Below are 25282 nucleotides of genomic sequence, written 5' to 3' on the forward strand. Positions count from 1 at the left end.
AGGAGCATGCCGACCACGGCACCCGCGCGACAGCGCAAGAAGTCCTCGTCCGCCCGGCGCGACGACGAGGCCCCCGTCATCCCGATCCTCGCCCGGAAGGTGCGCGAGATCGAGGCGAAGGCACAGCGCAACAAGCTCGGCCCCACGAACCGCGTCAAGTTCCAGGTGATCGCGTTCCTCGTCCGCGAGGAGCGCGCCCGCGTGAAGGCCGACACGGCCATCACCGACGCCGCCCGCGCCGAGCTGCTCAAGCGGCTCGACGGCGTCGCGACCATCCTCGCCAAGACGGCGGCGCGCGACACCTCGCTCATCCAGCTCCTCGAGGCCGATCACGCGACCTCGCCCGTGGCGCGCCGCATGCGCCGCGACTGGCTGCTCGAGTCGGGTGCCGATCTGCCGCCGGAGGAGCTCGTCATCTCCGACGAGAAGCCCGTCGTGCAGGCCGCGGTCCTCCCCGCCGTCGTGTCGGAGCGCGCTGTCACGCCGCCGCAGATCGAGACGCGCCGCGAGGCGAATCCGTTCCTCGCCCCCGATCTGTCGCGCGCGCCATCCGGGCCGACCCCGCGTCGTCGACTCGACGGCTGGGAGCTCATGGGCCCGCTCTACAAGGCGTTCGAGCTGGGCGCCGGCGGGGGCGCGGCCACCATGCCGCTGCCCGACGTGCCCGAGTTCGACCGGCTCTCGCCCAAGGGACTCGAGGTCATGCCGCACCAGTCGCGGTTCCTCGAGGCCGTGCGGCAGGGGCACCGGTCGTTCCTCCTCGCCGACGAGCCGGGTCTCGGCAAGACTGCGGAATCGGTGCTCGCGGCGTCGGTCGCGGAGGCCTATCCGCTCGTGGTCGTCGTGCCGAACGTCGTGAAGATGAACTGGGCGCGCGAGGTGGAGCGCTGGACGCCGCAGCGCCGCGCCACGGTCATCAACGGCGACGGGCAGGACGTCGACGCGTTCGCCGACGTGTTCATCGTGAACTACGAGATCCTCGACCGCCACATCGGATGGCTGTCGACGCTCGGGCTGCGGGGGATGGTCGTCGACGAGGCGCACTTCATCAAGAACCTCACGTCGCAGCGGTCGCAGAACGTCCTCGCCCTCGCGCGGGGAATCCGAGAGACCACCCCGGGCGGCGAGCCGCTCATGCTCGCCCTGACGGGCACGCCGCTCATCAACGACGTCGAGGACTTCGACGCGATCTGGCGCTTCCTCGGCTGGACGAACGGCGAGAAGCCCGGCCCCGAGCTCATGGAGAAGCTCGACGCGACGGGGCTGACGCCCGCCGACAAGGCCTTCTACCCCGAGGCCCGCGACGCCGTCATCTCGCTCGGCATTGTCCGCCGACGCAAGAAGGACGTCGCGAAGGACCTCCCCGACAAGCTCGTGGCCGACCTCCCCGTGCAGCTCGACGACGAGTTCGGGCGCGGCATCCGCGCGGCCGAGCGCGAGCTCGGCGGCCGGCTCGCCGCACGGTACCGCCGCATCATCGAGGCGCGCGGCGACAGGGGCCTCGCGCCGGGCGAGATCGACGACGACATCGTGCGCCTCGTGGCGCAGGGCGAGCTCGACGAGTCGAAGGCCGCCGGCACCGAGGGCGACAACGTCTTCGCGATGGTGCGCCGCATCGGCCAGGCCAAGGCGCTGCTCGCGGCGGACTACGCCGCGCAGCTGCAGCGCTCGGTCGGCAAGGTCGTCTTCTTCGCCAAGCACATCGATGTCATGGACCAGGCGGAGGCGCACTTCGCCGCGGCCGGGATCAAGGCCGTCTCCGTGCGCGGAGAGCAGTCCGGCGCCGTCCGGCAGGCCGCGATCGACGCGTTCAACAACGACCCGGAGGTCGGCATCGCGGTGTGCTCGCTCACCGCAGCCGGTGTCGGCGTCAACATGCAGGTGGCCTCGAACGTCGTGCTGGCCGAGCTCAGCTGGACGGCCGCGGAGCAGACGCAGGCGATCGACCGCGTGCACCGCATCGGCCAGGACGAGCCCGTCACCGCCTGGCGCATCATCGCCGCGCACACGATCGACACGAAGATCGCGGAGCTCATCGACCGCAAGCAGGGTCTCGCGGGTCGCGCGCTCGACGGCGAGGTCTGGGACGAGACGTCGAGCGACTCCGTGCAGCTCGCCGCGCTCATGCACGTGCTCCGCCAGGCGCTCGGCGGCGACTGACGCGCTCGGCTCCCGGGGCGTGAACACGGCGGCCCGGGATGCCCTAGCGTTGTTCTCATGAAGATCGGCGTTCTGACGAGTGGTGGCGACTGCCCCGGCCTCAATGCAGTCATCCGCGGCGCGGTGCTCAAGGGCACCGAGGCGTACGACATGGAGTTCGTCGGCATCCGCGACGGCTGGAAGGGCCTCGTGGAGGCGGACTTCTTCCCGCTCACGCGCCGTGACGTGAAGGGCCTGTCGAAGGTCGGCGGGACCATCCTCGGCACGAGCCGCACGAACCCCTACGAGGGCGACCGCGGGGGGGCGGAGAACATCGCGAAGACGCTCTACGGGCACAAGCTCGACGGCATCATCGCGATCGGCGGCGAGGGGACCCTCGCGGCCGCTCAGCGCCTCAACAACGACGGCATCCCCGTGCTCGGCGTGCCGAAGACGATCGACAACGACCTGCGGGCGACGGACTACTCGTTCGGGTTCGACACGGCCGTCAACATCGCCACCGACGCCATGGACCGGCTCCGCACGACGGGCGACTCGCACCAGCGCTGCATGGTGGCCGAGGTCATGGGCCGTCACGTCGGCTGGATCGCCCTGCACTCCGGGATGGCGGCGGGCGCGCACATCATCTGCATCCCCGAGGTGCCGCTGTCGCTCGAGGAGATCACCGAGCACGTGCTCGCGGCGGCCGAGCGCGGTCGCGCTCCGCTCGTCGTCGTGGCGGAGGGCTTCACGCTGAAGGGCCAGTCCGAGGCGTACAGCGACAAGGGGCTCGACGCGTTCAACAGGCCGCGCCTGGGCGGGATCAGCGAGGTGCTCGCGCCCCTCATCGAGCAGGCGACCGGGATCGAGACCCGCTCGACGGTGCTCGGCCACATCCAGCGCGGCGGCGCCCCCTCGGGCTTCGACCGCGTGCTCGCGACGCGTCTGGGCCTGCACGCCGCCGACGCCGTCGTGGACGGCGCCTGGGGGCAGATGGTCGCCATGCAGGGCACCGACATCGTGCGCGTGCCGTTCGAGGAGGCCCTCGGCGAGCTGCACACGGTGCCGCTCAGCCGCTACGAGGAGGCGGCCGCCCTCTTCGGCTGACCCGCCGCGGGCGGGGCGGCGTCGCCCGCCCCGCCTAGGCTGGGCGCATGCACCAGCTCGGCAGCCATCCGCCAGCCCGCCGCACGATCGTGCACCTCAGCGACACCCATCTGCTCGAAGGGCCGCTGAACGGGCGCATCGACACCGAGGCCAATCTCGTCCGCGCGCTCGCGCGCGTCGAGCGGCTCGTCGGCGGGGTCGACGCGCTCGTGCTCACGGGCGATCTGACCGACCTCGCCGAGGAGTCGGCGTACCGCCGGCTGCGGGCGCTGGTCGAGCCGGTGGCGGCGCGCCTCGGCGCGCCCGTCGTGTGGGTGGCAGGCAACCACGACGAGCGCGCCCCGCTGCGGTCGGCGCTCCTGGGAGGAGAGCCGAGCCTCGAACCCGTCACCTCGGTGCACGACCTCGGCGGCCTCCGCCTCATCGCCCTCGACTCCTCGGTGCCCGGCTGGCACCACGGTCGGCTGGGCGACGAGCAGCTGGACTGGCTGCGCCGCGAGCTGGCGGAGCCAGCGCCGCTCGGGACGCTCCTGGCTCTGCACCATCCGCCGCTGCCGAGCCACGTCCCGCTCTTCGACATCCTCGAGCTGCAGGACCAGCCGGCGCTGGCCGACGCGATCCGCGGCACCGACGTGCGGGCCATCCTCGCGGGCCATCTGCACTACGCCACGAGCGGCACGTTCGCGGGGATCCCCGTGAGCGTCGCGTCCGCATCGTGCTACACGATGGACATCGCGCGCCCCGCGCTGTCGGTGAACGGGATGGACGCGGGGCAGACGTTCCAGCTCGTGCACGTGTACGACGACACCGTGACGCACGCCGTCGTCCCGGTGGAGGCCGCCGACCCCAACGACTTCTTCACGCCGGAGTGGTACGCGCGGATGGCCGCCCTGACGCCGCACGAGCGGCTGGAGCGCTTCTCGCGCAAGCCGGCGTGACGCTCAGGCGTCGACGCCCATGACGTCGAGCATCCACGCGAGCTGGAACGCCCGCTCCCTCCACGCGTTGTAGCGGCCGCTCACGCCGCCGTGACCGGCGACCATCTCGCACCGCAGCAGCGCGTCGGCGCCGACCTCTCGCAGCCGCGCCACCCACTTCGCGGGCTCGACGTAGAACACGCGCGTGTCGTTGAGCGACGTCATCGCGAGGACGCGGGGGTACGCGACGTCGTCGCGCACGTTCTCGTACGGCGTGTACGACTTCATGTACGCGTACACCTCGGCGTCGTGGAGGGGATCGCCCCACTCCTCCCACTCGATGACGGTGAGGGGGAGCGAGGGGTCGAGGATCGTCGTGAGCGCGTCGACGAAGGGCACGTCCGCGAGGATGCCCGCGAAGAGCTCGGGGGCGAGGTTCGCGACGGCCCCCATGAGGAGGCCGCCCGCGGAGCCGCCCTCGGCGACCATCCGCTCCGGCGTGGTGAAGCCGTGCGCGACGAGGTGGCGGGCGACGTCGACGAAGTCCGTGAACGAGTTGCGCTTGCGCGAGAGCTTGCCGTGCTCGTACCACGCGCGGCCCAGCTCGCCTCCGCCGCGCACGTGCGCCACGGCGAACACGACGCCGCGATCGAGCTCGGACAGCCGCGCGTACGAGAACCCGGGGTCGATGGAGTGCTCGTAGGAGCCGTATCCGTACAGGTGCAGGGGGCGCGGCTCCGCGCCCGGCTCGCCGAACGAGCGCCTCCACACGAGCGAGACCGGGATGGCCGTGCCGTCGGCGGCGGGCACCCACAGGCGCTCCTGCGCGTAATCTGCGGCGTCGTAGCCGCCGCGCACCTCGACGCGCTTGAGCTCGCGCAGCTCGCCCGTGTCGACGACGTAGTCGTAGACGGCGCCGGGAGTCGTGAACGAGCCGTAGCTGAGGCGCACGACGGGCTGGGCCCACTCGGGGTTCCCGCCGGAGCCGGCGTCGTACAGCGGCTCGTCGAAGGCGACCTCGCGCACCTCGTGCGTCGTGTAGTCGAGGATGCCGACGCGCGGGATGCCGTCGGAGCGGTACTCGACGATCGCGAAGTCGCGCAGGCAGTCGACGCTCTCGAGTCGCGTGCCGGGGGTGTGGGGGATGATCGTCTCCGGCTCCGCGTCCTCGTCGTCGGCGGGCAGCCGGACGAGCTCGAAGTCGAGGGCGCCCTGGTTGTGCAGGACGTAGATCCAGTCGCGTCCGTCGATCACGGCGTGGTCGACGGAGTACTCCACCCCTGCCGAGCGGTCCCACACGGTGAGGGAGTCCACCGCGTCGGGGTCCTCGATGAGGAGCGGCAGATCGGCGACCGCGATGAGGTCGATCTCGCTCGTGGTGTTCGACGCCGACTCGATCGCGAGGTAGCGGCGGCTGCGCGTGAAGCCCGCGCCGATCCAGAACGACTCGTCGTCCTCGTGGGCGATCTCGACGTCGCCGTCGCGGCCGGGTTCGCCGACGCGGTGCAGCCAGACCCCGTCAGGGCGCCAGGCGTCATCGACAGTGGAGTACACGACGTATGCCCCGTCCGGCGTGAAGCGGGCGCCGCCGCCGACCCCCTCGAGCACGTCGGGCAGCTCCTCGCCCGTCGCGATGTCGCGGATCCGCACCGTGTAGCGCTCGTCGCCGGCGGTGTCCACGCCCCACAGCATGCGCGACCCGTCTGTCGTGACGGAGAAGGCCCCGAGCGAGAAGTACTCGTGGCCGTCGGCCTCGACGTTGCCGTCGAGCAGGACCTGCTCGCCGGGCACCGGGACGTCGGCCTCGAGACGCGGGGGCGTCCAGTCGTCCGCGTCGGCGAGGGGCGCGCGGCACTGCAGCCCGTACTGCCTGCCCTCGATCGACCGGCCGTAGTACCACCATCCGCCCTGCCGGACGGGCACCGTGAGGTCGGTCTCGCGCACGCGCCCCTTGATCTCCTGGAAGAGCGTCTCGCGGAGCGGCTCCAGGTGCGCGAGACGAGCGTCGGTGTAGGCGTTCTCCGCCTCGAGATGCGCGACGACCTCGGCGTCGTCCTTCGCGCGCAGCCACTCGTAGCGGTCCTCCACGTCGTCGCCGTGGTGCGAGCGGACGATGGGGCGCGCAGCGGCGACGGGGGGAGCGGGCGAGACGGCGGGCGAGGGGACGGCGGTGCTCTCGGTGGTCACCCCTCCACGCTAGTCGGGTCCCGGCCGGTCGGGGAGGCGCTGTACGGGGCGTACAGCCGCAGGTTCGAGCATGTACGCGATGTCAGGCGGAGGCGGCAGCGCCGGCGGGTAGGATCGGCCGCATCCCGTACACACACCGACGTGAGCACCCACGAGGAGCACCCATGGCCGACGACGCCGCGACGCCCATCCGCACCGAGACCGACTCCCTGGGGTCGATGGACATCCCCGCCGAGGCGTACTGGGGCATCCACACGGCGCGGGCGCTGGAGAACTTCGACATCACGAAGCGCCCGATCTCGGTCTACCCCGAGCTCGTCGTCGCACTCGCGATGGTGAAGCAGGCAGCGGCGCGGGCGAACCGGGAGATCGGCGTCCTCGACGCCGAGCGCGCCGATCTCATCGACCGCGCGGCGCAGCTCGTCATCGACGGCGGGTTCCACGAGCAGTTCGTCGTCGGCGTGATCCAGGGTGGCGCCGGCACCTCGACGAACATGAATGCGAACGAGGTCATCACGAACATCGCGCTCGGCCTCGCCGGCCGCGAGCGCGGCGACTACGCGTACCTGTCGCCCATCGACCACACGAACCGCAGCCAGTCGACGAACGACGTCTACCCGACGTCCATCAAGATCGGCCTCTCGCTGTCGCTGCGGTCGCTCCTGGAGGAGCTCGACCTCCTCCGCCGCTCCTTCCTCGCGAAGGCGGTCGAGTTCCACGACGTGCTGAAGGTCGGCCGAACTCAGCTGCAGGACGCGGTGCCCATGACGCTCGGCCAGGAGTTCCACGGGTTCGCCACGACGCTGGAGGCCGACTACCGCCGCCTGAACGAGAACGCGTTCCTCCTCCACGAGATCAACATGGGCGCGACGGCGATCGGCACGGGCATCACGACGCACCCGGGGTACGGGCGCGCGGTGGAGCGCCACCTGCGCGAGATCACGGGGCTCGACCTCGAGACGGCGAGCGACCTCGTGGAGTCCACGAGCGACACGGGCTCGTTCATGTCGTTCTCGGCGTCGCTCAAGCGCAACGCCGTGAAGCTGTCGAAGATCTGCAACGACCTGCGGCTGCTGTCGTCGGGGCCGCAGGCGGGGCTCGGCGAGATCAACCTCCCCGCCCGCCAGGCGGGGTCGAGCATCATGCCGGGCAAGGTGAACCCCGTCATCCCCGAGGTCGTGAACCAGGTGGCGTTCGCGGTGGCGGGGTCTGACGTGACCGTGACGATGGCCGTCGAGGCGGGGCAGCTGCAGCTGAACGCCTTCGAGCCCGTCATCGCGCACTCGATCTTCCAGTCGATCATCTGGATGCGCCAGGCGATGCGCACCCTGCGCGTCAACTGCGTCGACGGCATCACCGCCAACCGCGAGCGACTGGGCGCGATGGTGGGATCGAGCGTGGGCGTCATCACGGCGCTCACGCCGTTCATCGGCTACGCCGCGGCGGCCGCGCTCGCGAAGACGGCCCTCCTCACGAACCGCAACGTGGCTGACCTCGTCGTGGAGGCGGGTCTCATGGACCGTGCCGAGGTCGACAAGCAGCTGAGCCCCCAGCGGCTGTCGGGTCTCGAGCCCATCACGACGGTGATGCCCATCGTGGCGGCCGAGGACATCCCCACCGCCTGATCCGGGCGCGGTCAGTCGGTCATACGGCAGTGCGTCGTGAGCTCGCCGATGCCGTCGATCCCGACGGTCACGGTCGAGCGGTCGCGCAGCAGCACCTGGGGCGTGCGCGAGAAGCCCGAGCCGCCGGGGCTGCCCGTGGAGATGAGCGTTCCCGGCAGCAGCGTGATGCCCTGAGACAGGTGCGCGATGAGCTTCGCGACCGAGCGCACCATCTGGCCCGTCGTCGCGTCCTGCATCATGTGGCCGTCCACGCGCGTCCAGATGTGGAGATCCTGCGGATCGGCGATCTCGTCGGCCGTGACGATGTACGGGCCGACGGGCGTGAAGCCGTCGAGCGACTTGCAGCGGCACCACTGCGCCTCGGAGTACTGGATGTTGCGCGCCGAGATGTCGTTGACGACGGTGTAGCCGAAGACGTAGTCGAGGGCCTCCTCCTCCGTCACGTCCTTGGCGGGGCGGCCGATCACGACGCCGAGCTCGGCCTCGTAGTCGACGGCCTCGCTGAGCCGTCGCGACCACGTCGTCGTGCCCTCGTGCGCCTGCAGCGAGTTCGGCCAGAACGTGAACACCGTGGGGGTGTCGTCGGTCTTGAGATTCAGCTCGCCGGAGTGCGCCGCGTAGTTCAGGCCGATCGCCAGCATGGACGGCGGCGTGAGGAGCGCCGGCGCGAACACGATGTCGGCGATCGGCGTGCGCTCGGAGCCCGGCGCCGCGGCGGCCTCGCGGACGGCGGCGAGGGCGGCGTCGCCCCCCGCGATGAGCTGCTCGACCGTGCGGGGTCCTTCGGCGAGCACGGAGGCGACGTCGAGGGCGCCGTCGTCGTCGACGAGCGCGAGGGTGGGGGCGACGCCCCCGGGGAAGGTCACGTGGGCGAAACGCATGATGTCCAGGCTATCCGGCCGAGCGGCGAGGCGATCACGACCGATATGCACGAAAGCTCCCCCTCTAGGCTGTGGAGCATGACATACGGCACAGGGTTGACCCCGCCCTCCTCCCCGCCGTTCGCCACGTCGTTCGCGCAGCCGCAGCGCGCGCCCGCCGCCGCCATCCCCGTCGGCGGTCACGCCGAGGCGCATCTGCCGCGCGTGCCCGTGCCGACGCGCAAGGGTCGCGGCACGTGGATCTGGGTGTGGGGTGTCCTCGCCCTCCTCCTCATCGGCCTGGTGGCGTACTTCACGAGCGCGCTCGGCGCCGCCGCCTCGGTCGTCGGCCTCGTCGTCGCCCTCGTCCCGTTCGCCGTCGTCGTCTCGGCCATGCTGTGGGTCGACCGGTGGGAGCCGGAGCCCCGCAGCCTCATCGTCTTCGCGCTTGCGTGGGGAGCCATCGCCGCGGTGGGCTTCGCGCTCCTGTTCGACCTCGGCGTGCAGCTCGTGCTGCCGCGCTCGCCCGTGCTCGACATCGTCGGCACGGTCGTGCAGGCGCCCATCGTGGAGGAGCTCGCGAAGGGCGCGGGTCTCCTGCTCGTCCTCGTCATGGGGCGACGCGCCTTCGACGGCCCTGTCGACGGCGTCGTCTACGGCGCCCTCGTGGGGGCGGGGTTCGCCTTCACGGAGAACATCCAGTACTTCGCCGTGTCGGTCATCGACGGAGGGGCCGCCTCCCTCACCTGGACGTTCGTCCTGCGCGGACTGCTGTCGCCGTTCGCGCACGCCATGTTCACGGCAGTGACCGGATTCGCGCTGGGCCTCGCCGTGCGCCGCGGGGCGCGAGCGGGGAGCATCCTCGCCTCGTGGCTCATCGGGCTCCTCGGCGCCATGGCGCTCCACGGCCTGTGGAACGGGTCGGCGACGTTCACCGACCTCGAGGGGTTCCTCCACCTCTACGTCGTGCTGCAGGTGCCGCTCTTCATCGTGTTCACCGTCATGCTCGTGCGTCTGCGACGCGAGGAGGAGCGGCTCACGCGCGAACGGCTGGGCGAGTACGCGGCAGCGGGCTGGTTCACGCCGCAGGAGGTCGACATGCTCGCGACGCCGACGGGGCGACGCGCGGGGATGGCCTGGGCCCGCACGCTGCGCGGGGACCGCTCGCCGCTCATGAAGGCGTTCATCCGGGACGCGACGGCGCTCGCCGCGACGCGGCAGCGCGCGCTGTCGGGCCGCGACCCGCGGGCGGCGGCCGACGAGCACGCGCTGCTGCAGCGCGCCGTCGTCACGCGGCAGGCGCTCCTGTCGATGTAGCCCTTGACAGGCCGCTCACGGGGGAGCATCCTTGCTGTCAGATCCACTCAGCGCCCGGACGTCTCGCAGGCATCGCCGCGGCCCGGGCGCTGAGTCTTGTCCGGCGCGGTCAGAGCAGGGCGCGGTCAGAGCAGGGCGCGGCGGTGCGCCTCGTCGAGAGCTCCCGAGCGGTCGACGGCTCCGAGCCGCCGGTACGCCGCGCGCAGGTGCGTCTTGAGGGTGTTGGGGCTGAGACCCAGGAGCACCGCCGCATCGGCGATGTGCTCGCGCTCGGCGATGGCTCGCAGGACGGCGAGCTGCTGAGGGCTCAGCCGCTCGTATCCGTAGGCGGCCGCCGGGGTCGCGAGGCGCTGCAGCGACGCGAGATCGATCGGGGCGGGAGTGCCGCACGCCGCGGCCAGCGCGCCGAGATCCGCCGCCGGCACGAGCGCCAGGGCGCCGCCGAGGCGGTTCTCGGACGACACCGCGAGCGCCTCGCGGAACGCGGTGACGGCGGATGGCTCGTTGCCGATCCGGAGGAGCGCGGCGGCGCGCACGATGAGCGCCTCCGTCCGCACCCTCGGCGCGGGGTTCGCCGCCTCTTTGGCGACCTCGGCGAGCGCGCCGTGCGGGTCGCCGAGCCCGAGCCGCGCCACACCGGCGCGGGAGCGGATCATGCCGCCTGCGGGCCGCGGCAGGGGCGGGCAGCGCTCGAGGTCGAGGAGCGCGGCCTCGTACAGGCCCTGGAAGGCGTGCAGGGTGCTGCGTGCGACCGCGAGCGCCGCCGCGTTGAGCCCCGAGAGCGCGCGGGGGCCGGGGGTGCTCGCCACGGCGACCTCGATCCTGCTGTGCATGGCGAGGGGATCGGCCGCCGCCGACCGCGCGCCCAGCACGGCGCCGAGCGACGCCGCGAGCAAGGAGAGCTCCTCGAAGGGGTCGCCCTCGTGGTCGAGGAGGCGGAGCGCCTCGGGGATGTCGAGCCGATCGCCCGCCCGGTAGGCGCGTGCGAGGGCGAGGCCGCCACGGATGAACTGCACCCCCGGATGCCGCGCCCGCAGCGATCCCGCGCGCTCGATCCATCGATCGGCCTCCTTCCCCGAACCGGTGACGGCGTGGATCCACGCCAGCTCGCCGGCCGACTCCCTGGCCGCCCGCGCGCTGCCGGTCGCCTCGGCGGCGCTGTGCGCCTCCTCGAGGACGACGACGGCGTGGTCGACGAGCGCCGCGGCGGCGAAGGTCGTGCCCCACTGCGTGAGGAGCATCGCCACGACGGGGCGGAGCCGTGCGCGCTCGCCGCCGTCGAGGCGATGCAGCGCGTCGTGCGCGTCGTCGGCCAGCGACGCGGCATCGGCGAAACGGCCGCGCGTGCGCAGGGCGGCGGCGCGCCCGGTGAGGATCACGATCCGGTCGACGGCGCCGAGGTGGTCCGGGACGCGCGGGTCGACATCCGGGAAGACGGGCGGCTTCGCGGGCTCCGTCAGCAGGTGCACCACGTACTGGCGCAGGCCGAACCACCACGGCCGTCGCCGCAGCTCGACGACCGGCACGGCATCCGCGACCGTCCGGACCAGGGCGGGGTCGCGATCGAGGAGCTCCGGCATGGCGGCCTCGACGAGGTCGAGGGCGCCGCCCCATCTCCCGTCCGCGAGCGCGTCGAAGACGGCGCCCGCCGTGTCCTTCCCCCGGTGCTCCATGGCGTCGTCGTCACAGGAGGCCGTGCTCGGAGGCGGCCGCCACCATCTGCCGGCGGTCGGAGACGCCGAGCTTGACGTAGATCCGCCGCGTGAGCGTCTTCACGGTGTTCGTGCTCACTCCCAGCTCGGCGGCCGCCTGGGCGACGCTCCGCCCGGCCGCGAGGAGCCGGACGGCGGCGATCTCGTGCTCGGTGGCGCGCACCCCGGCGACCCGGGGAGCGGGCGGCCGGCGGACCGGCGTCGAGGCGATGACCGCCATCGACGGGCTGCCGTCCGGAGCGAAGATCGCGAGGGCGTCGAAGTCGCCCTGCGGGATCTGCGTGAGGGCGCAGGGCAGGCCGTGCGCGTCGGCGAGGGCGACGGCCCGGCGGAACATCGGCGCGGTCTCGTCGTCGCGCCGACGGAGGTGCACGGCCGCGGCCACCGTGCACGCCTCCACGACGACACGGGGACGGCCGAGGTCGTGGAGGACGGCCTGGGCGTCGCGCAGGGCGTGGTCGAGGTCGCCCTGCACGAGGTGCGCCACGGCGCGGAGCGCGCGCGTGGCGGGCTGCGCGGGGACGGGCAGCGTCGTGAGGAGCCGTCTGGCCTGCTCGCTGCTGCCGGTGTGGAGCAGCGCGCAGGCGCGCGCCGCGTCGGCGAGGGCGAGGAGGGCGACGTCGTCGGACGAGGCCGCGACCGATTCGAGCAGGGCGTACCGGGCGCGCGGATCGGCGGCGGGATCCTTGGCGTCGACGAGCGCCGAGACCATCTCGATGTCGAACGCGTGGTCTCCGAACGCCCGTGCGGCCGCTTCGAGGCGAACGCGGGCGCCCGCGAGGTCGAGTGCGTCGAGCGCCGCCAGGGTCTCGGCGAGGAGGAGAGCGGCCGGGACGGCACCGCCGGGCACTCCCCGAGGCGCGAGCGAGCGCGCGATCGCCGCCCATTCGCTGCGTGCGCTCGGGCGGCCCTCCGCGGCGTGCAGCCACGCGAGCTCGGCGGCCGCGATGGAGCCGGCCTGGGGATCGCCCATGGCGCGCGCCGACGAGTACGCCCGTGTGAGGTCCTCCTGCGCGGTGGCGAGGTCGCCAGCGCGGAACTCCGCGAGACCCCACGCGAGGAGCATCCGGGGCAGATCGCCCCGCAGTCCGCCGCGTCGCTCGGATGGGACGGCGTCGTACGCCGACCTCGCCCGTCGGGTGAGTGCGAGCGCCCCCGCCGACGACCCCGTCCGCCGCTCGCGTTCGGCGGCCGTGGTCAGACGGACGACCTCCGCGAGCGCATCGGGGTGGACGGGAGCGGTGGACGGGGCGGCGGCCGGCAGCGCGCCGATGTACGCATGGGCGCGCGCCCAGCGCGGATCCGCCGCGAGCCGATCCCGCGGCACCGTCGCGACGACGGCGCGCAGTGCGGGCGCGCCGGAGGCGAGCAGCTGGCTCCAGTTCTGCTCGACGATGCGCAGGGCCTCGTCCCAGGACCGGGCGCCGAGCGCCCGATAGACGCGTGCGGACGCGTCGGACGCTCGGTGCGCTTCCCCGGGTACGGAAGCGTTCGTGCCGACCTTCACGAGCGTTATTCTGCTCCCGATTCGACCGGTTGCACCCGGACATCCGATATATGAGCTCCCGCTCGGGTGACGGCGGGGGTGAAACCGCGTGATCCCGCGGGAGCCGCTCCGAACGGGACGGGGTGACGTCGCGGGTGAAGTACCCGTGCTCGGGCCCGGGCAGAGACGGTGAGACAGGAAGTTGACCTCAGCGGTCGGCTTGCCGGCCGCCTGCCCGCTCAGCCGGACCCGACCGGCGCACCCCTGCGGGCAGGAGGTGGGCGTGCGCCCGGGCAGGAGCGAACTCATGTCGATCATGGCGAAGACCAGCGGGCGTCGCTCGTCGCACGGATGGCGGCGACGCGCGCGCGCCATGCTCGCGGCGGGCACGGCCCTCGTGCTCGCGTCGTTCGGCGTGCTCGTCGCCGTGCCCGCACAGGCGGCCACGGTCGGCGGCATCACGACCGCCTTCGCGATCGACGGGAACAAGGCCGGCCCCTCCGACTGGAACGCCTTCTACGGGCCCGGCCTCACGCCGGACGGCGATCCGACGACCGGCATCCTCGACAGCTACTCGCTCGTCGAGGCGTGCGAGGGCGACGGGTCGAGCCTGACGGACCCGACTGTGAGCGGCACGAACAGCCAGAACCTCAACGACGACCCGTGGCAGATGAGCCCCGGCCCGTTCCCCAACAAGAAGAGCGACCTCTGTTCGGCGGGCGGCGCATACGAGATCGTCGATGTCGACGGCCAGCAGCACGTCATGCTCTACCAGTACTGGACGCGGGCGCCGGAAGGCACGGGCGACCTGTCGATCAACTACTCCTTCGCGGGCGGCGCCGCCGGGCGCGCCGGCGACATCCTCATCCAGTTCAACGTCAACCCGAACGGCTCGACCAACGTCATCGGGATGGCGTGGAACGGGGTCTCATGGGTCCAGACGGGCTCCTTCGCGTTCCAGGCGCTCCTCGGCCCCAACCCCGACATCGCCGGCTCGATCGGCGACACCTTCGGCGAGTTCGCGATCGACCTCACGGCATCGGGAATACTGCCGGCGACGGGATGCGTCACCTTCACGTCGGGCGACATCGTCACCAAGACCGGCAACGCCGGCACGCAGGGCCAGCTCCAGGACTTCATGGTCGCAGGCGATCCGCTCACGATCGGCACGTGCGGCGGCCTCACGGTGGAGAAGGTCGTGAACGGCACCGCGCCGGCCGACCTGCTCTTCGACTACGTCGTCGACCAGGCAGACGCCATGCCCGTCCACGGCGCAGCGGGGGCGACGGGGCCCGTCGCCGACACCGACGGCAGCGTCTCCGCGATCACCGCGCAGATCGCACCGGACTCCTCGCAGACCTGGACCGGCGTCATCGCGCAGCCCGACTACCGCGTGGCGGAGATCGTCGACGCCCTGCCGCCCGGCGTGACGGGGCTCTCGGTCGTCTGCACCTACCAGGACCCCTTCGTCGCGGGGAGCCCGCAGGTGCAGACGACGGTCTGGCAGGACGGCGCGTACACGGGAGACGACTTCGTGCTCTCGGCGACGACGCTGGGGCTGATGACGCCCGTGTGCGTCATCACCAACCAGGTGACCTCGCTCACCCTCGACAAGGTGGTCGTCAACGACGACGGCGGCTCGGCGACGTCGGAGGACTTCCCGCTCACGGCGACGTCGGGCCAGACGGCGGCGATCGACGGCGTCGACACCGACTCCGACGAGGGCAGCACGCTCTCGGCGCTGGTGGCGCCGGGGGCGTACACGATCGCCGAGGTCGGCCAGCCGGGCTACGACGCCGGCTCATGGAGCTGCGTCGGCGGCACGCTGCAGGGCGACGTCGTGACGGTCGCGGCCGGCTCCGGCGTGGTCTGCTCGATCGTGAACGACGACGCTCCCGCGCACCTCACGCTCGTGAAGGCCGTCGTGAACGACGACGGCGGCACGGCGGAGGACGTCGACTTCACCCTGACAGCAGACGGTCCGACGCCGCTGTCGGGCACCGAGGGCGCGCCAGAGGTGACCGACGTCGAGGTCTCGGCCGGCTCCTACGCCATCGGCGAGGTCCCGCTCGACGGCTACGCGCTGACGGGAGTGTCGTGCTGGACGGACTCCACGCGAACGACGATCGTCCCGGTGACGGACGGCTCCATCGCCCTGGCCAATGGGGCGAGCGCGTTCTGCGAGCTCGCGAACGACGACCTCCCCGGGACGCTGCAGCTCGTGAAGGAGGTCGACAACGGCGACGGCGGCACGGCCGATCCGGCGGCGTGGGTGCTGTCGGCCGACGGTCCGACGCCTATCTCCGGTGCCGGCGGCACGGCCGTCGAGGAGGTCTCCGCCGGGGTCTACACGCTGTCGGAGTCGGGCGGGCCGGCCGGGTACGAGCCCGGTGCGTGGAGCTGCTCCGGCGCATCCGTCGACGGCGACGAGGTCGTGGTGCCGAACGGGGGAGCCATCGTCTGCACGATCGTCAACGACGACCGGCCCGCGCACCTCACGCTCGTCAAGGACGTCGTGAACGACGACGGCGGCACGGCCGTCGACACCGACTTCACCCTCTCCGCGACCGGACCCACGCCGGTGTCGGGCGCAGAAGGCGACCCGGCGATCACCGACGCACCCGTCTCGACCGGCGTCTACACGCTGGGGGAGGAGGCGCTCCCGGGCTACCAGCTCACCGGCATCTCGTGCTGGACGGACGACTCGCGGCAGACGGAGGTCGCCGTCGACGATGCGCAGATCGAGCTCGCCCTCGGCGCGAGCGCCTTCTGCGAGCTGACGAACGACGACGTTCCGGCGCAGCTGACGCTCGTGAAGGCCGTCGTGAACGACGACGGCGGCACGGCCGTCGACACCGACTTCACGCTCCGCGCGGACGGACCCACGTCGATCTCCGGCACGGAAGGCGATGCGGCGATCACCGCCGCGGTCGTCGACGCCGGCGTCTACACGATCGGCGAGGATGCCGTCGACGGTTACGACCTCACCGGCCTCTCCTGCTGGACGGACGCCGACCGCACCACCGCGGTCCCCGTCCAGGGTGGGCAGATCACGCTCAGCGGAGCGGGCACCGCCTACTGCGAGCTGACGAACGACGACATCCCCCCGCGCCTCACCCTCGTCAAGCAGGTCGTGAACGACGACGGCGGAACGCTCGGCACGGACGACTTCCCGCTCACGGCCGACGGGCCCGATCTCGTGACGGGCGCATCCGGCGACGACGCGGTCACCGATGTCGCGGTCACGGCCGGCTCGTACACGCTGTCGGAGCAGACGCAGGAGGGCTACGCGGCGGGCGACTGGAGCTGCGCCGGCGGCGTGCTCTCGGGCGACGTGCTCGAGCTGGCCGTCGGCGACACGGCCGAGTGCACGATCGTCAACGACGACGAGCCCGGCGAGCTCACCCTCATCAAGAGCGTGACGAACGACGACGGGGGCGAGGTCGATCCGGCCGCGTGGACCCTCACGGCAGACGGCCCGGTCACGGTGAGCGGCGTCACGGGCGATCCCGAGATCACCGATGCGACCGTGCCCGCCGGCGCGTACACGCTAACGGAGGACGGCCCCGGCGGCTACCAGCCGGGCGCCTGGGTCTGCGAGGGCGGCAGCGTGACCGCCGAGGGCGTCGTGACGGTGCCGAACGGCGGCGATGTCACGTGCACGATCGTCAACGACGACGTGGCGCCCCGGCTCACCCTCGTCAAGCAGGTGGTGAACGACGACGGCGGCACGTCCGTCGCGACCGACTGGACCCTGACGGCGTCCGGCGGGATCGAGATCTCCGGCGCCACGGGAGACCCCGCGGTCACCGACGCCGCCGTGTTCGCCGGCGCCTACGACCTCTCGGAGAGCGGTCCCGACGGCTACGCGGCGGGCGACTGGAGCTGCGACGGCGGAGCGCTCGACGGCGCCACGCTCACCCTCGGCATCGGCGAGAGCGCCGTGTGCACGATCGTGAACGACGACATCGCCCCCCGGCTCACCCTCCTCAAGGTCGTCGTGAACGACGACGGCGGCACCCGGACGGTCGACGACTTCCCGCTCACGGCCGAGGGGCCGCAGACCGTCACGGGCGTCTCGGGCGCGGCCGAGGTGACGGACGTCGCGGTGGCCCCGGGGGCGTACACGCTCTCGGAGGTCGAGCAGCCCGGCTATGCGGCGGGCGCGTGGAGCTGCGCCGGCGGCACGCAGGAGGGCGACCAGCTGACGATCGACATCGGCGAGAGCGCCGTGTGCACGATCGTGAACGACGATGTCGCGCCCACCCTCACGCTCGTGAAGACGGTCGTGAACGACGACGGCGGCGCGGCGTCGGCGATCGACTGGACGCTCGAGGCCGACGGTCCGACGCCGGTGTCGGGTTCCACGGGCAGCGAGGAGGTGACGGTCGTGGACGTGCTGGCCGGCACCTACGTCCTGTCGGAGTCGGGGCCGTCGGGGTACGCCGCCGGCGTCTGGAGCTGCGACGGCGGAGCGCTGGAGGGCGACGAGCTCGTGCTCGGCGTCGGCGAGGACGCCGTATGCACGATCGTCAACGACGACGTGCCGGCGGTGCTGACGCTCGTGAAGGATGTCGTGAACGACGACGGCGGCACGGCGGTGGACACCGATTTCACGCTGACGGCGGATGGTCCGACGCCGGTCTCGGGCGCGGAGGGCGATGCGGCGGTGACCGATGCGGAGGTGTCGGCGGGCGCGTACGCGCTCGGCGAGCAGTCGCCCACGGGGTACGCGCTGGTCGCCGTCTCCTGCTGGACGGACGAGAGCCGCGAGACGGCTGTCGCGGTCGACGGCATGCAGATCGCCCTCGCGAACGGCGGGAGCGCGTACTGCGAGCTGACGAACGACGACATCGCCCCGCTGCTCACCCTCGTCAAGCAGGTCGTGAACGACGACGGCGGAGACGCCGTCGACACGGACTGGGTCCTCACGGCCGACGGGCCGACCCCCGTGTCCGGAGTCACCGACGATCCCGCCGTGACCGGCGCCGTGGTGACGGCGGGCGGGTACGCGCTGTCGGAGGCGGGCCCGGCCGGGTACGCCGCCGGCACATGGAGCTGCGACGGCGGCTCGCTCGACGGCGCCGACCTGCTGCTCGCCGTGGGCGACGTCGCGGTCTGCACGATCGTGAACGACGATCTGCCGGGCGAGCTCACCCTCGTGAAGGACGTGGTGACCGATGACGGCGGCACGCTCGACGCCTCGGCGTGGACCCTCACGGCGGACGGCCCCGTCCTCATCAGCGGCGCGACGGGCGACCCCGCGATCACCGACGCGACAGTGCCCGCCGGGGACTACGCCCTCAGCGAGGACGGCCCCTCCGGCTACGCGCCGGGCGTCTGGGTGTGCGACGGCGGCGCGGTCACGGCCGACGGCGTCGTGACGGTGCCGAACGGCGGTGATGTGACCTGCACGATCGTGAACGACGACATCGCCCCGCACCTCACGCTGATCAAGGAGGTCGTGAACGACGACGGCGGCACGGCGCTGCCGACTGCGTGGACGCTCGCCGCAGACGGTCCGGCCGACATCGCCGGCCCGACGGGCGACGAGTCGGTGACCGCCGCCGCGGTGCTCGCCGGGTCGTACACGCTGTCGGAGACCGGCCCCAGCGGGTACGCGGCGGGGGCGTGGAGCTGCCAGGGAGGCGCGCTCGACGACGGGATGCTCGTGCTCGAGGTCGGCGAGGACGCGATCTGCACGATCGTGAACGACGACATCGCGCCCCTGCTGACGCTCGTGAAGCAGGTCGTGAACGACGACGGCGGCGACCTCGGTGCGGCCGACTTCCCGCTCACGGCATCCGGCCCCGACACGATCTCGGGAGTCTCGGGTGACGAGGCGATCACGGATGCACCCGTGACAGCGGGCGCATACGACCTGTCCGAGCAGCAGCGCGCCGGCTATGCGGCGGGGGCGTGGGCCTGCGACGGCGGCACCCTCGACGGGACCGCGCTCCTGCTCGGCGTCGGCGACGAGGCCGTCTGCACGATCGTGAACGACGACCAGCCCGTCGACCTCGCCCTCACGAAGGACGACGGCGGGGCCACAGCGGCGAACGGCGGCAGCTTCGACTACACGCTCGCGATCGAGAACGTCGGCGATCGAGCCGTCGACCTCGACGAGCCCGTGACCGTCGTGGACGAGCTGCCGGACGGGATGGTCTTCGTCTCGGGCCCCGACCAGTGCTCTGCCGAGGGGCGGGTCGTGACGTGCGACGTCGATCCCGCGCTCCTCGGAGCGGGGGACGCGGTGGAGATCGTGCTCACGGTGGCGTTCCAGGTGGACGCTCCGGCGGGCGACTACGAGAACATCGCGTGGGTCACGACGCAGGACGACCCGGCCCCCGAGGAGCCGGGGTGCCCGAGCGCGTCGAACAACGTCGACTGCGAGCCGACGCCGCTGCAGTTCCCGACGCTGACGCTCGTGAAGGTCGTCGACAACGACGAGGGCGGCGAGGCGGAGGTCTCCGACTTCGTGCTCTCGGCAGACGGCCCCGTCGCGATCTCCGGGACGACGGGCGAAGGGGCCGTGACGGGGGCGGAGGTGCCGGCCGGCTCGTATGCGCTCTCCGAGGACGGACCGCAGGGATACGCGGCCGGCACCTGGTCGTGCGTCGGGGGCGCCCTCGACGGCGAGGTGGTGACGCTCGCGGGCATCGTCGACGTCGTCTGCACCATCGTGAACGCCGATCACCCGGTCGACCTCGCGCTCACGAAGGACGACGGCGGCGCGTCGGCGGAGGCCGGGCAGTCGTTCCCGTACACGATCACGGTGGCGAACATCGGCTCGCGGGATGTCGACGCGGACGATCCCGTGACCGTGACCGACGTGCTGCCGGACGGGATGGTGTACGTGTCGGGCCCCGAGGGCTGCGCGGCCGACGGGCAGGTCGTGACGTGCGACGTCGACCCCGCGCTCCTGGGAGCGGGGGAGAGCACGCAGCTCGTCCTGACGGTGATGTTCGAGGCGGATGCGCTGGCGGGGGAGTACGTCAACCTCGCCGTCGTCACCACGGAGGACGACCCGGCCCCTGAGGAGCCGACGTGCCCCGAGCCGGGTGCGGCCGCCGCGCTGGCCGCGGGCGCGCTGGCCGGGAACAACGTGGACTGCGAGCCGACGCCGCTCGTGGCGGGGTCGCTGTCGGCGGAGAAGTCGGTGTGGGAGGAATCGGACGACGGCTGGGTGGAGTCGGACGGCATCGTCGAGTTCGGCGACACCGTCCGGTATCAGATCCGCCTGGAGGCCGCGGGCGATGCGCCCAGTCGGGACGTCGTGGTCGTGGACGAGCTGCAGGACGGCCTCGTCCCCGCGGGGAAGGCGTCGTGCTCGGCGGCGTGCGTGGCGACGCTGGACGAGGGCACGGCGACGCATCGGGTGGAGATCGCCGCGATCGAACCCGGTGAGAGCGTCACGATCGTGTTCGACGCCGTGGTGCCGGATGGGCCGGTGCTGCGTCCCGGGGAGAGGGTCGAGGCGTCGTTCGACAACGTCGCGGTCTTCCAGACCCGCAACCAGGGGCCGGCCCCGACGAACGAGGTCACGGTGACCGCGGACGACGAGCGCGACCCGGCCCCGACCCCCAAGCCGACGACTCCGACGCCGAAGCCCCGGCCCCTCGCCCCCACGGGCGGGGAGCTCGGTCCCCTCGGCCTCGCCGTCGGCGGCGGTCTCCTCCTCGCAGGATGGATGCTCGTCGCACGCGCCCGCGCGGCGGCACGCACCCGCTGATCCGGCGCACCCGATCCGCGACGGGTCGGAGGCGGCTCCCCCCCCGAGGCCGCGTCCGACCCGTCGCCGTGCGCGCGGCGGCGAGACGGGGCAAGATGGAGGGCATGACAGAACGCACCAAGCCCGAGTTCGACGCCCCGGAGGGGCCGGCTCCCTCCGAGCTCGTCATCCGCGACATCATCGTGGGCGACGGCGCCGAGGCCAAGCCCGGCGACACCGTGACCGTCCACTACGCCGGCGTGGAGTACGACACCGGCGACGAGTTCGACTCGTCGTGGAACCGCGGCGAGAGCATCCAGTTCCCGCTGCGGGGCCTCATCCAGGGCTGGCAGGACGGCATCCCGGGGATGAAGGTCGGCGGACGACGCGAGCTCGTCATCCCGCCGCACCTCGCCTACGGCCCCGCGGGGGCCGGTCACTTCCTGAGCGGCAAGTCGCTCATCTTCATCATCGACCTCATCGCCGTCGCCTGACGACCGTACGAGAAGCGCCGTCCGGCATCGCCGGGCGGCGCTTCCCGTGTTTCCCGGACGTTCATCCCCCCGACTGGAATATATTCACCTGAATGGGTATTGTTCTCCTGTGACGCCGCGCGCTGCGGCCCAGACACGCGAGGAGCACTCATGACCATCGACATCCCCGGCTACCGCCCCGGCACCTACAACCTCGACCCGTCGCACAGCGAGGTCGGCTTCGAGGTGCGGCACATGATGATCTCGAAGGTGCGCGGCGCCTTCGCCGTCAAGGAGGCGACCATCGTCCTCCCCGAGAACGTGCTCGAGGCCACGGTCTCCGCGACGGCCGACGCCGCCTCGCTCGACACCAAGGACGAGGGGCGCGACCAGCACCTCCGCTCCGGCGACTTCTTCGACGTCGAGGCGTTCCCCAAGATCTCGTTCCAGTCCACGGGCGTCCGCCACGAGGGCGGCGACTTCCTCGTCGACGGCGACCTCACGATCAAGGACGTCACGAAGCCCGTCACGTTCGAGCTCGAGTTCGGCGGCTTCGGCACCGACCCGTGGGGCAACTACAAGGCGGGCGCGACGGCGACGACGACCATCAACCGCGAGGAGTTCGGCCTCACGTGGAACGCCGCGCTCGAGACCGGCGGCGTCCTCGTCGGCAAGGACGTGAAGATCACGCTCGACCTGCAGGGCGCCCTCGCCGCCTGATCCCGGCGCGATCCGCGAGCCGGTCCCCGAGGGGGCCGGCTCGCGGCGTCTCACAGGACGGGTGCGGCGGCGTCGTACGCGCGGAACCGGGGCGCCCGCCGCACGAGCGCCGTCGTGATCGCGATCACGAGCATCCCCCCGAGCAGGGGAGGGAGCCACGTCCCGCCGCCTGGTGCGGCCGCGGCGAGCGTCGCGAGACCTCCCGCGTACAGGGCGCCCAGTCGCGGGCCGCCCGTCACGACGACGATGAACACGCCTTGCAGCCGCCCGCGGATGGCGTCGGGGACCGCCTGCTGCAGCATCGTCTGCCGGTAGATCGAGCTGATGTTGTCCGCGGCTCCTGTCGCCGCGAGGCACAGCATCGCGAGCGCGATGAGCCCGACGCGCGGCCCTGCGCCGTCGTCGGGCAGGAACGCTGCGGCGACGAGGACGAGGCCGAACGCGGTCGTGGCGATGCCGAAGGCGCGGATGGCGAGCTCGATGCCCCGTCCGTGCCGCCGATAGGACGAGATCCGGCCGGAGAACAGGCTCGAGGCGAACGCGCCGACCGCGTTCGCCGCGACGAGCAGGCCCGTCGTGATCTCGCCGCCGCCGAGGACGACCGCGCCGATCGCGGGGAACAGCGCGAGCGGATTGCCGAACGTCATCGCGACGATGTCGAGCACGAACTGCAGGCGGATGTTCGGGGCGCGCCGCAGGAACCGCCATCCGTCGGCGAGAGCCGAGAGCCCGGGCCGCACGGCCGCCCCCTCCGGGCGCAGGCGGGGGAGCGTCCACAGGCCGAGGAAGAGCGACAGCATGAGGATGACGTCGAGCGTGTAGGTCACGGGATAGCCGAACAGCGCGACGAGGAGCCCGCCGAGCGCGGGGCCCACCATCACCATCAGGCCCACCGTGATGCCGTTCAGGGCGGCGGCCGCCGGGATGAGCGCGGCGCCGACGAGGCGCGGGGTGATGGCCATCTTCGTCGCCGACACGATGGAGTTGGCGGCGGCGTTGACGATCGAGAGCGCGTACAGCCATGCGGCGTCGACGGCGCCGGTCCAGGCGAGGACGGCCAGCAGCGCCGTCGAGAGCCACGTCGCGGACGCCGACACCAGTGCGACGGCACGTCGGTCGAACCAGTCGGCGAGCATGCCGCCGTAGAGCCCGGCGGCGATGAGCGGGAGGAGCCCCGCCACGGCGATCATCGACACCGCGAACGTCGACCCCGTCAGGTGGTACATGTGCAGCATGACCGCTGTGAGGGTGAGCTGTCCGCCCAGGCCGCCGAGCGTCGACCCGACCCAGAGGCGGGCGAAGGCCGGGCTCTGCGTGAGGGGCCGCAGATCGAGGAGCACGCGGGAGGTCATCCGGGAGAGGCTATCGGCTCGCCGACGGGTGCCGGATGGGGTAGACTCGCGTAGTTGCCGTTCGATCGGCCGCGGATGAAGAGAGCTCGCGTAGAAGGCGCAGGGCACCGCGCAATGAGCAGAGAGGGGATCGAATCTATGGCACTGGAAGCAGACGTCAAGAAGGCGATCATCGAAGAGTACGCGACGCACCCCGGTGACACCGGATCCCCCGAGGTGCAGGTCGCACTGCTGACGCAGCGCATCAAGGACCTCACCGAGCACCTCAAGGAGCACAAGCACGACCACCACTCGCGTCGTGGCCTGTTCCTGCTCGTCGGTCAGCGTCGTCGTCTGCTCGGCTACCTCCAGGACATCGACATCGAGCGCTACCGCTCGCTGATCGAGCGTCTCGGTCTCCGCCGATAAGGCAGAGCGCACCGGCGTTCAATCGTCTTCTCGAAGGCCCGTCCCACGGTGTGGGGCGGGCCTTCGCCGTCGGCGGGAGGCCGAGCGCTCAGCGGGACGGCGCCTTGGGGCGCCGCGAGCCGGTGGGGTCGTTCCTCCGGCCGGGCAGGAGCGAGGGGTCGCGGAAGAGCCAGCGCGCGCGGGGTTCGACGAGCGGTCCCGTCAGCCAGCGCACGGGGCGCGTGGCGAGCAGGACCGTCACGGCGACCGACAGCACGCACACCGTCGGCAGCCACAGCCAGGTCGGCTCGAGATCGCGCAGCACGCCCGACTCGCGGAACGGGTACAGCACGAAGGAGTGCAGCAGGTAGACGTACATCGTGTACTGCCCGAGCCGGGAGAGCGGCGTCCGGCGTCGCGGCACGAGCACGAAGAACGCCGCGGAGAGGATGAGCCCGATCACGAGCGTGAGCAGGCGCATCGCGCCGCCCCACCACACCGGGTGGGAGAGCAGGTCGGTGTAGGCGTCGTCGTAGAAGAACCAGTACCGCAATTCGATGTCGCGCCACACGGCGATGCCGCTCCAGGCGAGCCAGCCGTCGACGGCGAACAGCGCGACGGCCGCCGCGTACAGCCACCATGGGCGATGCCGCAGCAGGCCGAAGCGCTCGACGACGTCGTGCTCGCGCAGCCACCATCCGAGCACGAAGAACGGCAGGAATCCGAGCGTGCGCGAGAGCGAGAACGTGCTGTCGACGTTCGGCAGGTAGCCGACGCCGACGGAGATGAGCACGGACCACAGCAGCGGCCAGCGCAGGAGCGCGAGGTACGGCAGGACGAGGCGGAAGATCCCGAGTGCGAGGAGGAACCACAGCGTCCAGGACGGCTCGGTGAGGTTGGGGTCGGCGCGGCCCTCGACGAGGAGCTTCGTCAGCCACCAGAGGCCCTCGAAGACGAGGTACGGCAGGAGGACATCCGTCATCAGCCGCACCATCTGCCGCCGCGACGGCGGATCGGACTTCGAGAAGTAGCCGGAGATGATGGCGAAGGCGGGCATGTGGAACGCGTAGAACGCGAGGTACATGGCGTACGCGATGTCGGAGTCGTAGATGAGGCGCTGGATGGCGTGCCCCAGGACGACGAGCACGATGCAGGCGAATCGCGCGTTGTCCCAGAACGGCACGCGCCGCTTCGCCCTGACCGTCTCCGTCGACGCCGTCGCCGGCGGCCGTGCCTCGCTCGTCATCGATCCCACGCTATCGGCACCCGGCCGCTCGGGAGGATGATCG

The 25282-nt window shown here is 72.1% G+C and carries 15 protein-coding genes; 9 read left to right on the forward strand and 6 right to left on the reverse strand.

The features are described 5' to 3' along the window. Positions 1 to 6 precede the first annotated feature (6 nt). From ABD998_RS12765 to ABD998_RS12775, 3 genes are read left to right on the forward strand one after another with little or no spacing between them, the layout of a single operon-like run. Positions 7 to 2160: a DEAD/DEAH box helicase gene (locus tag ABD998_RS12765; RefSeq protein ID WP_345439716.1), complete on the forward strand. Its 2154-nt coding sequence runs from the start codon at positions 7 to 9 to the stop codon at positions 2158 to 2160. Positions 2161 to 2217: 57 nt separating this feature from the next. Continuing rightward, positions 2218 to 3246 carry an ATP-dependent 6-phosphofructokinase gene (locus tag ABD998_RS12770; RefSeq protein ID WP_345439718.1) on the forward strand — a complete coding sequence of 343 codons (1029 nt, stop codon included), beginning with the start codon at positions 2218 to 2220 and terminating at the stop codon, positions 3244 to 3246. Between the two features lie 47 nt (positions 3247 to 3293). Then, the gene (locus ABD998_RS12775; protein WP_345439720.1) at positions 3294 to 4184 is read left to right on the forward strand and encodes a phosphodiesterase; all 891 of its coding nucleotides are present in this window, start codon (positions 3294 to 3296) and stop codon (positions 4182 to 4184) included. Positions 4185 to 4187: 3 nt separating this feature from the next. On the opposite strand, the gene ABD998_RS12780 is transcribed toward ABD998_RS12775, so the two are convergent. After that, positions 4188 to 6350, reverse strand: coding sequence for a S9 family peptidase (locus tag ABD998_RS12780; protein WP_345439722.1), 2163 nt, complete (start codon positions 6348 to 6350; stop codon positions 4188 to 4190). A gap of 164 nt (positions 6351 to 6514) precedes the next feature. Between ABD998_RS12780 and ABD998_RS12785 the strand changes: the two genes are divergently transcribed. After that, on the forward strand, positions 6515 to 7975 hold the full coding sequence (locus ABD998_RS12785) for an aspartate ammonia-lyase (RefSeq protein WP_345439724.1): 1461 nt from the start codon (positions 6515 to 6517) through the stop codon (positions 7973 to 7975). A gap of 11 nt (positions 7976 to 7986) precedes the next feature. On the opposite strand, the gene ABD998_RS12790 is transcribed toward ABD998_RS12785, so the two are convergent. Beyond that, positions 7987 to 8856, reverse strand: coding sequence for a fumarylacetoacetate hydrolase family protein (locus tag ABD998_RS12790; protein ID WP_345439726.1), 870 nt, complete (start codon positions 8854 to 8856; stop codon positions 7987 to 7989). Between the two features lie 78 nt (positions 8857 to 8934). Between ABD998_RS12790 and ABD998_RS12795 the strand changes: the two genes are divergently transcribed. Continuing rightward, the gene (locus ABD998_RS12795; protein WP_345439728.1) at positions 8935 to 10152 is read left to right on the forward strand and encodes a PrsW family intramembrane metalloprotease; all 1218 of its coding nucleotides are present in this window, start codon (positions 8935 to 8937) and stop codon (positions 10150 to 10152) included. Positions 10153 to 10277: 125 nt separating this feature from the next. Here the strand turns inward: ABD998_RS12795 and ABD998_RS12800 are convergent, their stop codons facing one another. Together ABD998_RS12800 and ABD998_RS12805 are read right to left on the reverse strand one after the other, a co-directional pair. Beyond that, positions 10278 to 11825, reverse strand: a complete 1548-nt coding sequence (locus ABD998_RS12800) for a helix-turn-helix domain-containing protein (protein ID WP_345439730.1) — start codon at positions 11823 to 11825, stop codon at positions 10278 to 10280. A 10-nt stretch (positions 11826 to 11835) separates the two neighbouring features. Beyond that, on the reverse strand, positions 11836 to 13371 hold the full coding sequence (locus tag ABD998_RS12805; protein WP_345439732.1) for a helix-turn-helix transcriptional regulator: 1536 nt from the start codon (positions 13369 to 13371) through the stop codon (positions 11836 to 11838). A 295-nt stretch (positions 13372 to 13666) separates the two neighbouring features. Here ABD998_RS12805 and ABD998_RS12810 point away from each other — a divergent pair, with 295 nt between their 5' ends. From ABD998_RS12810 to ABD998_RS12820, 3 genes are all read left to right on the forward strand, one after another. Further along, positions 13667 to 21082 (forward strand): hypothetical protein, encoded by a 7416-nt coding sequence (locus ABD998_RS12810; RefSeq protein WP_345439734.1) that lies wholly within the window; start codon positions 13667 to 13669, stop codon positions 21080 to 21082. A gap of 104 nt (positions 21083 to 21186) precedes the next feature. Then, positions 21187 to 21555: an FKBP-type peptidyl-prolyl cis-trans isomerase gene (locus ABD998_RS12815; RefSeq protein ID WP_345439736.1), complete on the forward strand. Its 369-nt coding sequence runs from the start codon at positions 21187 to 21189 to the stop codon at positions 21553 to 21555. A gap of 150 nt (positions 21556 to 21705) precedes the next feature. Next, positions 21706 to 22254 (forward strand): YceI family protein, encoded by a 549-nt coding sequence (locus ABD998_RS12820; RefSeq protein WP_345439738.1) that lies wholly within the window; start codon positions 21706 to 21708, stop codon positions 22252 to 22254. A gap of 50 nt (positions 22255 to 22304) precedes the next feature. Here ABD998_RS12820 and ABD998_RS12825 read toward each other — a convergent pair whose 3' ends face one another. Beyond that, the gene (locus tag ABD998_RS12825) at positions 22305 to 23606 is read right to left on the reverse strand and encodes an MFS transporter (protein WP_345439740.1); all 1302 of its coding nucleotides are present in this window, start codon (positions 23604 to 23606) and stop codon (positions 22305 to 22307) included. A 138-nt stretch (positions 23607 to 23744) separates the two neighbouring features. Between ABD998_RS12825 and rpsO the strand changes: the two genes are divergently transcribed. Beyond that, a complete protein-coding gene (gene rpsO / locus ABD998_RS12830) occupies positions 23745 to 24014 on the forward strand; it encodes a 30S ribosomal protein S15 (protein WP_139890564.1) in 270 nt (89 codons plus the stop codon). An 88-nt stretch (positions 24015 to 24102) separates the two neighbouring features. Here the strand turns inward: rpsO and ABD998_RS12835 are convergent, their stop codons facing one another. After that, positions 24103 to 25239, reverse strand: coding sequence for an acyltransferase family protein (locus tag ABD998_RS12835; RefSeq protein ID WP_345439744.1), 1137 nt, complete (start codon positions 25237 to 25239; stop codon positions 24103 to 24105). Positions 25240 to 25282 lie beyond the last annotated feature (43 nt).

Source organism: Microbacterium gilvum (assembly GCF_039543865.1).
GTDB classification, from domain to species: domain Bacteria; phylum Actinomycetota; class Actinomycetes; order Actinomycetales; family Microbacteriaceae; genus Microbacterium; species Microbacterium gilvum.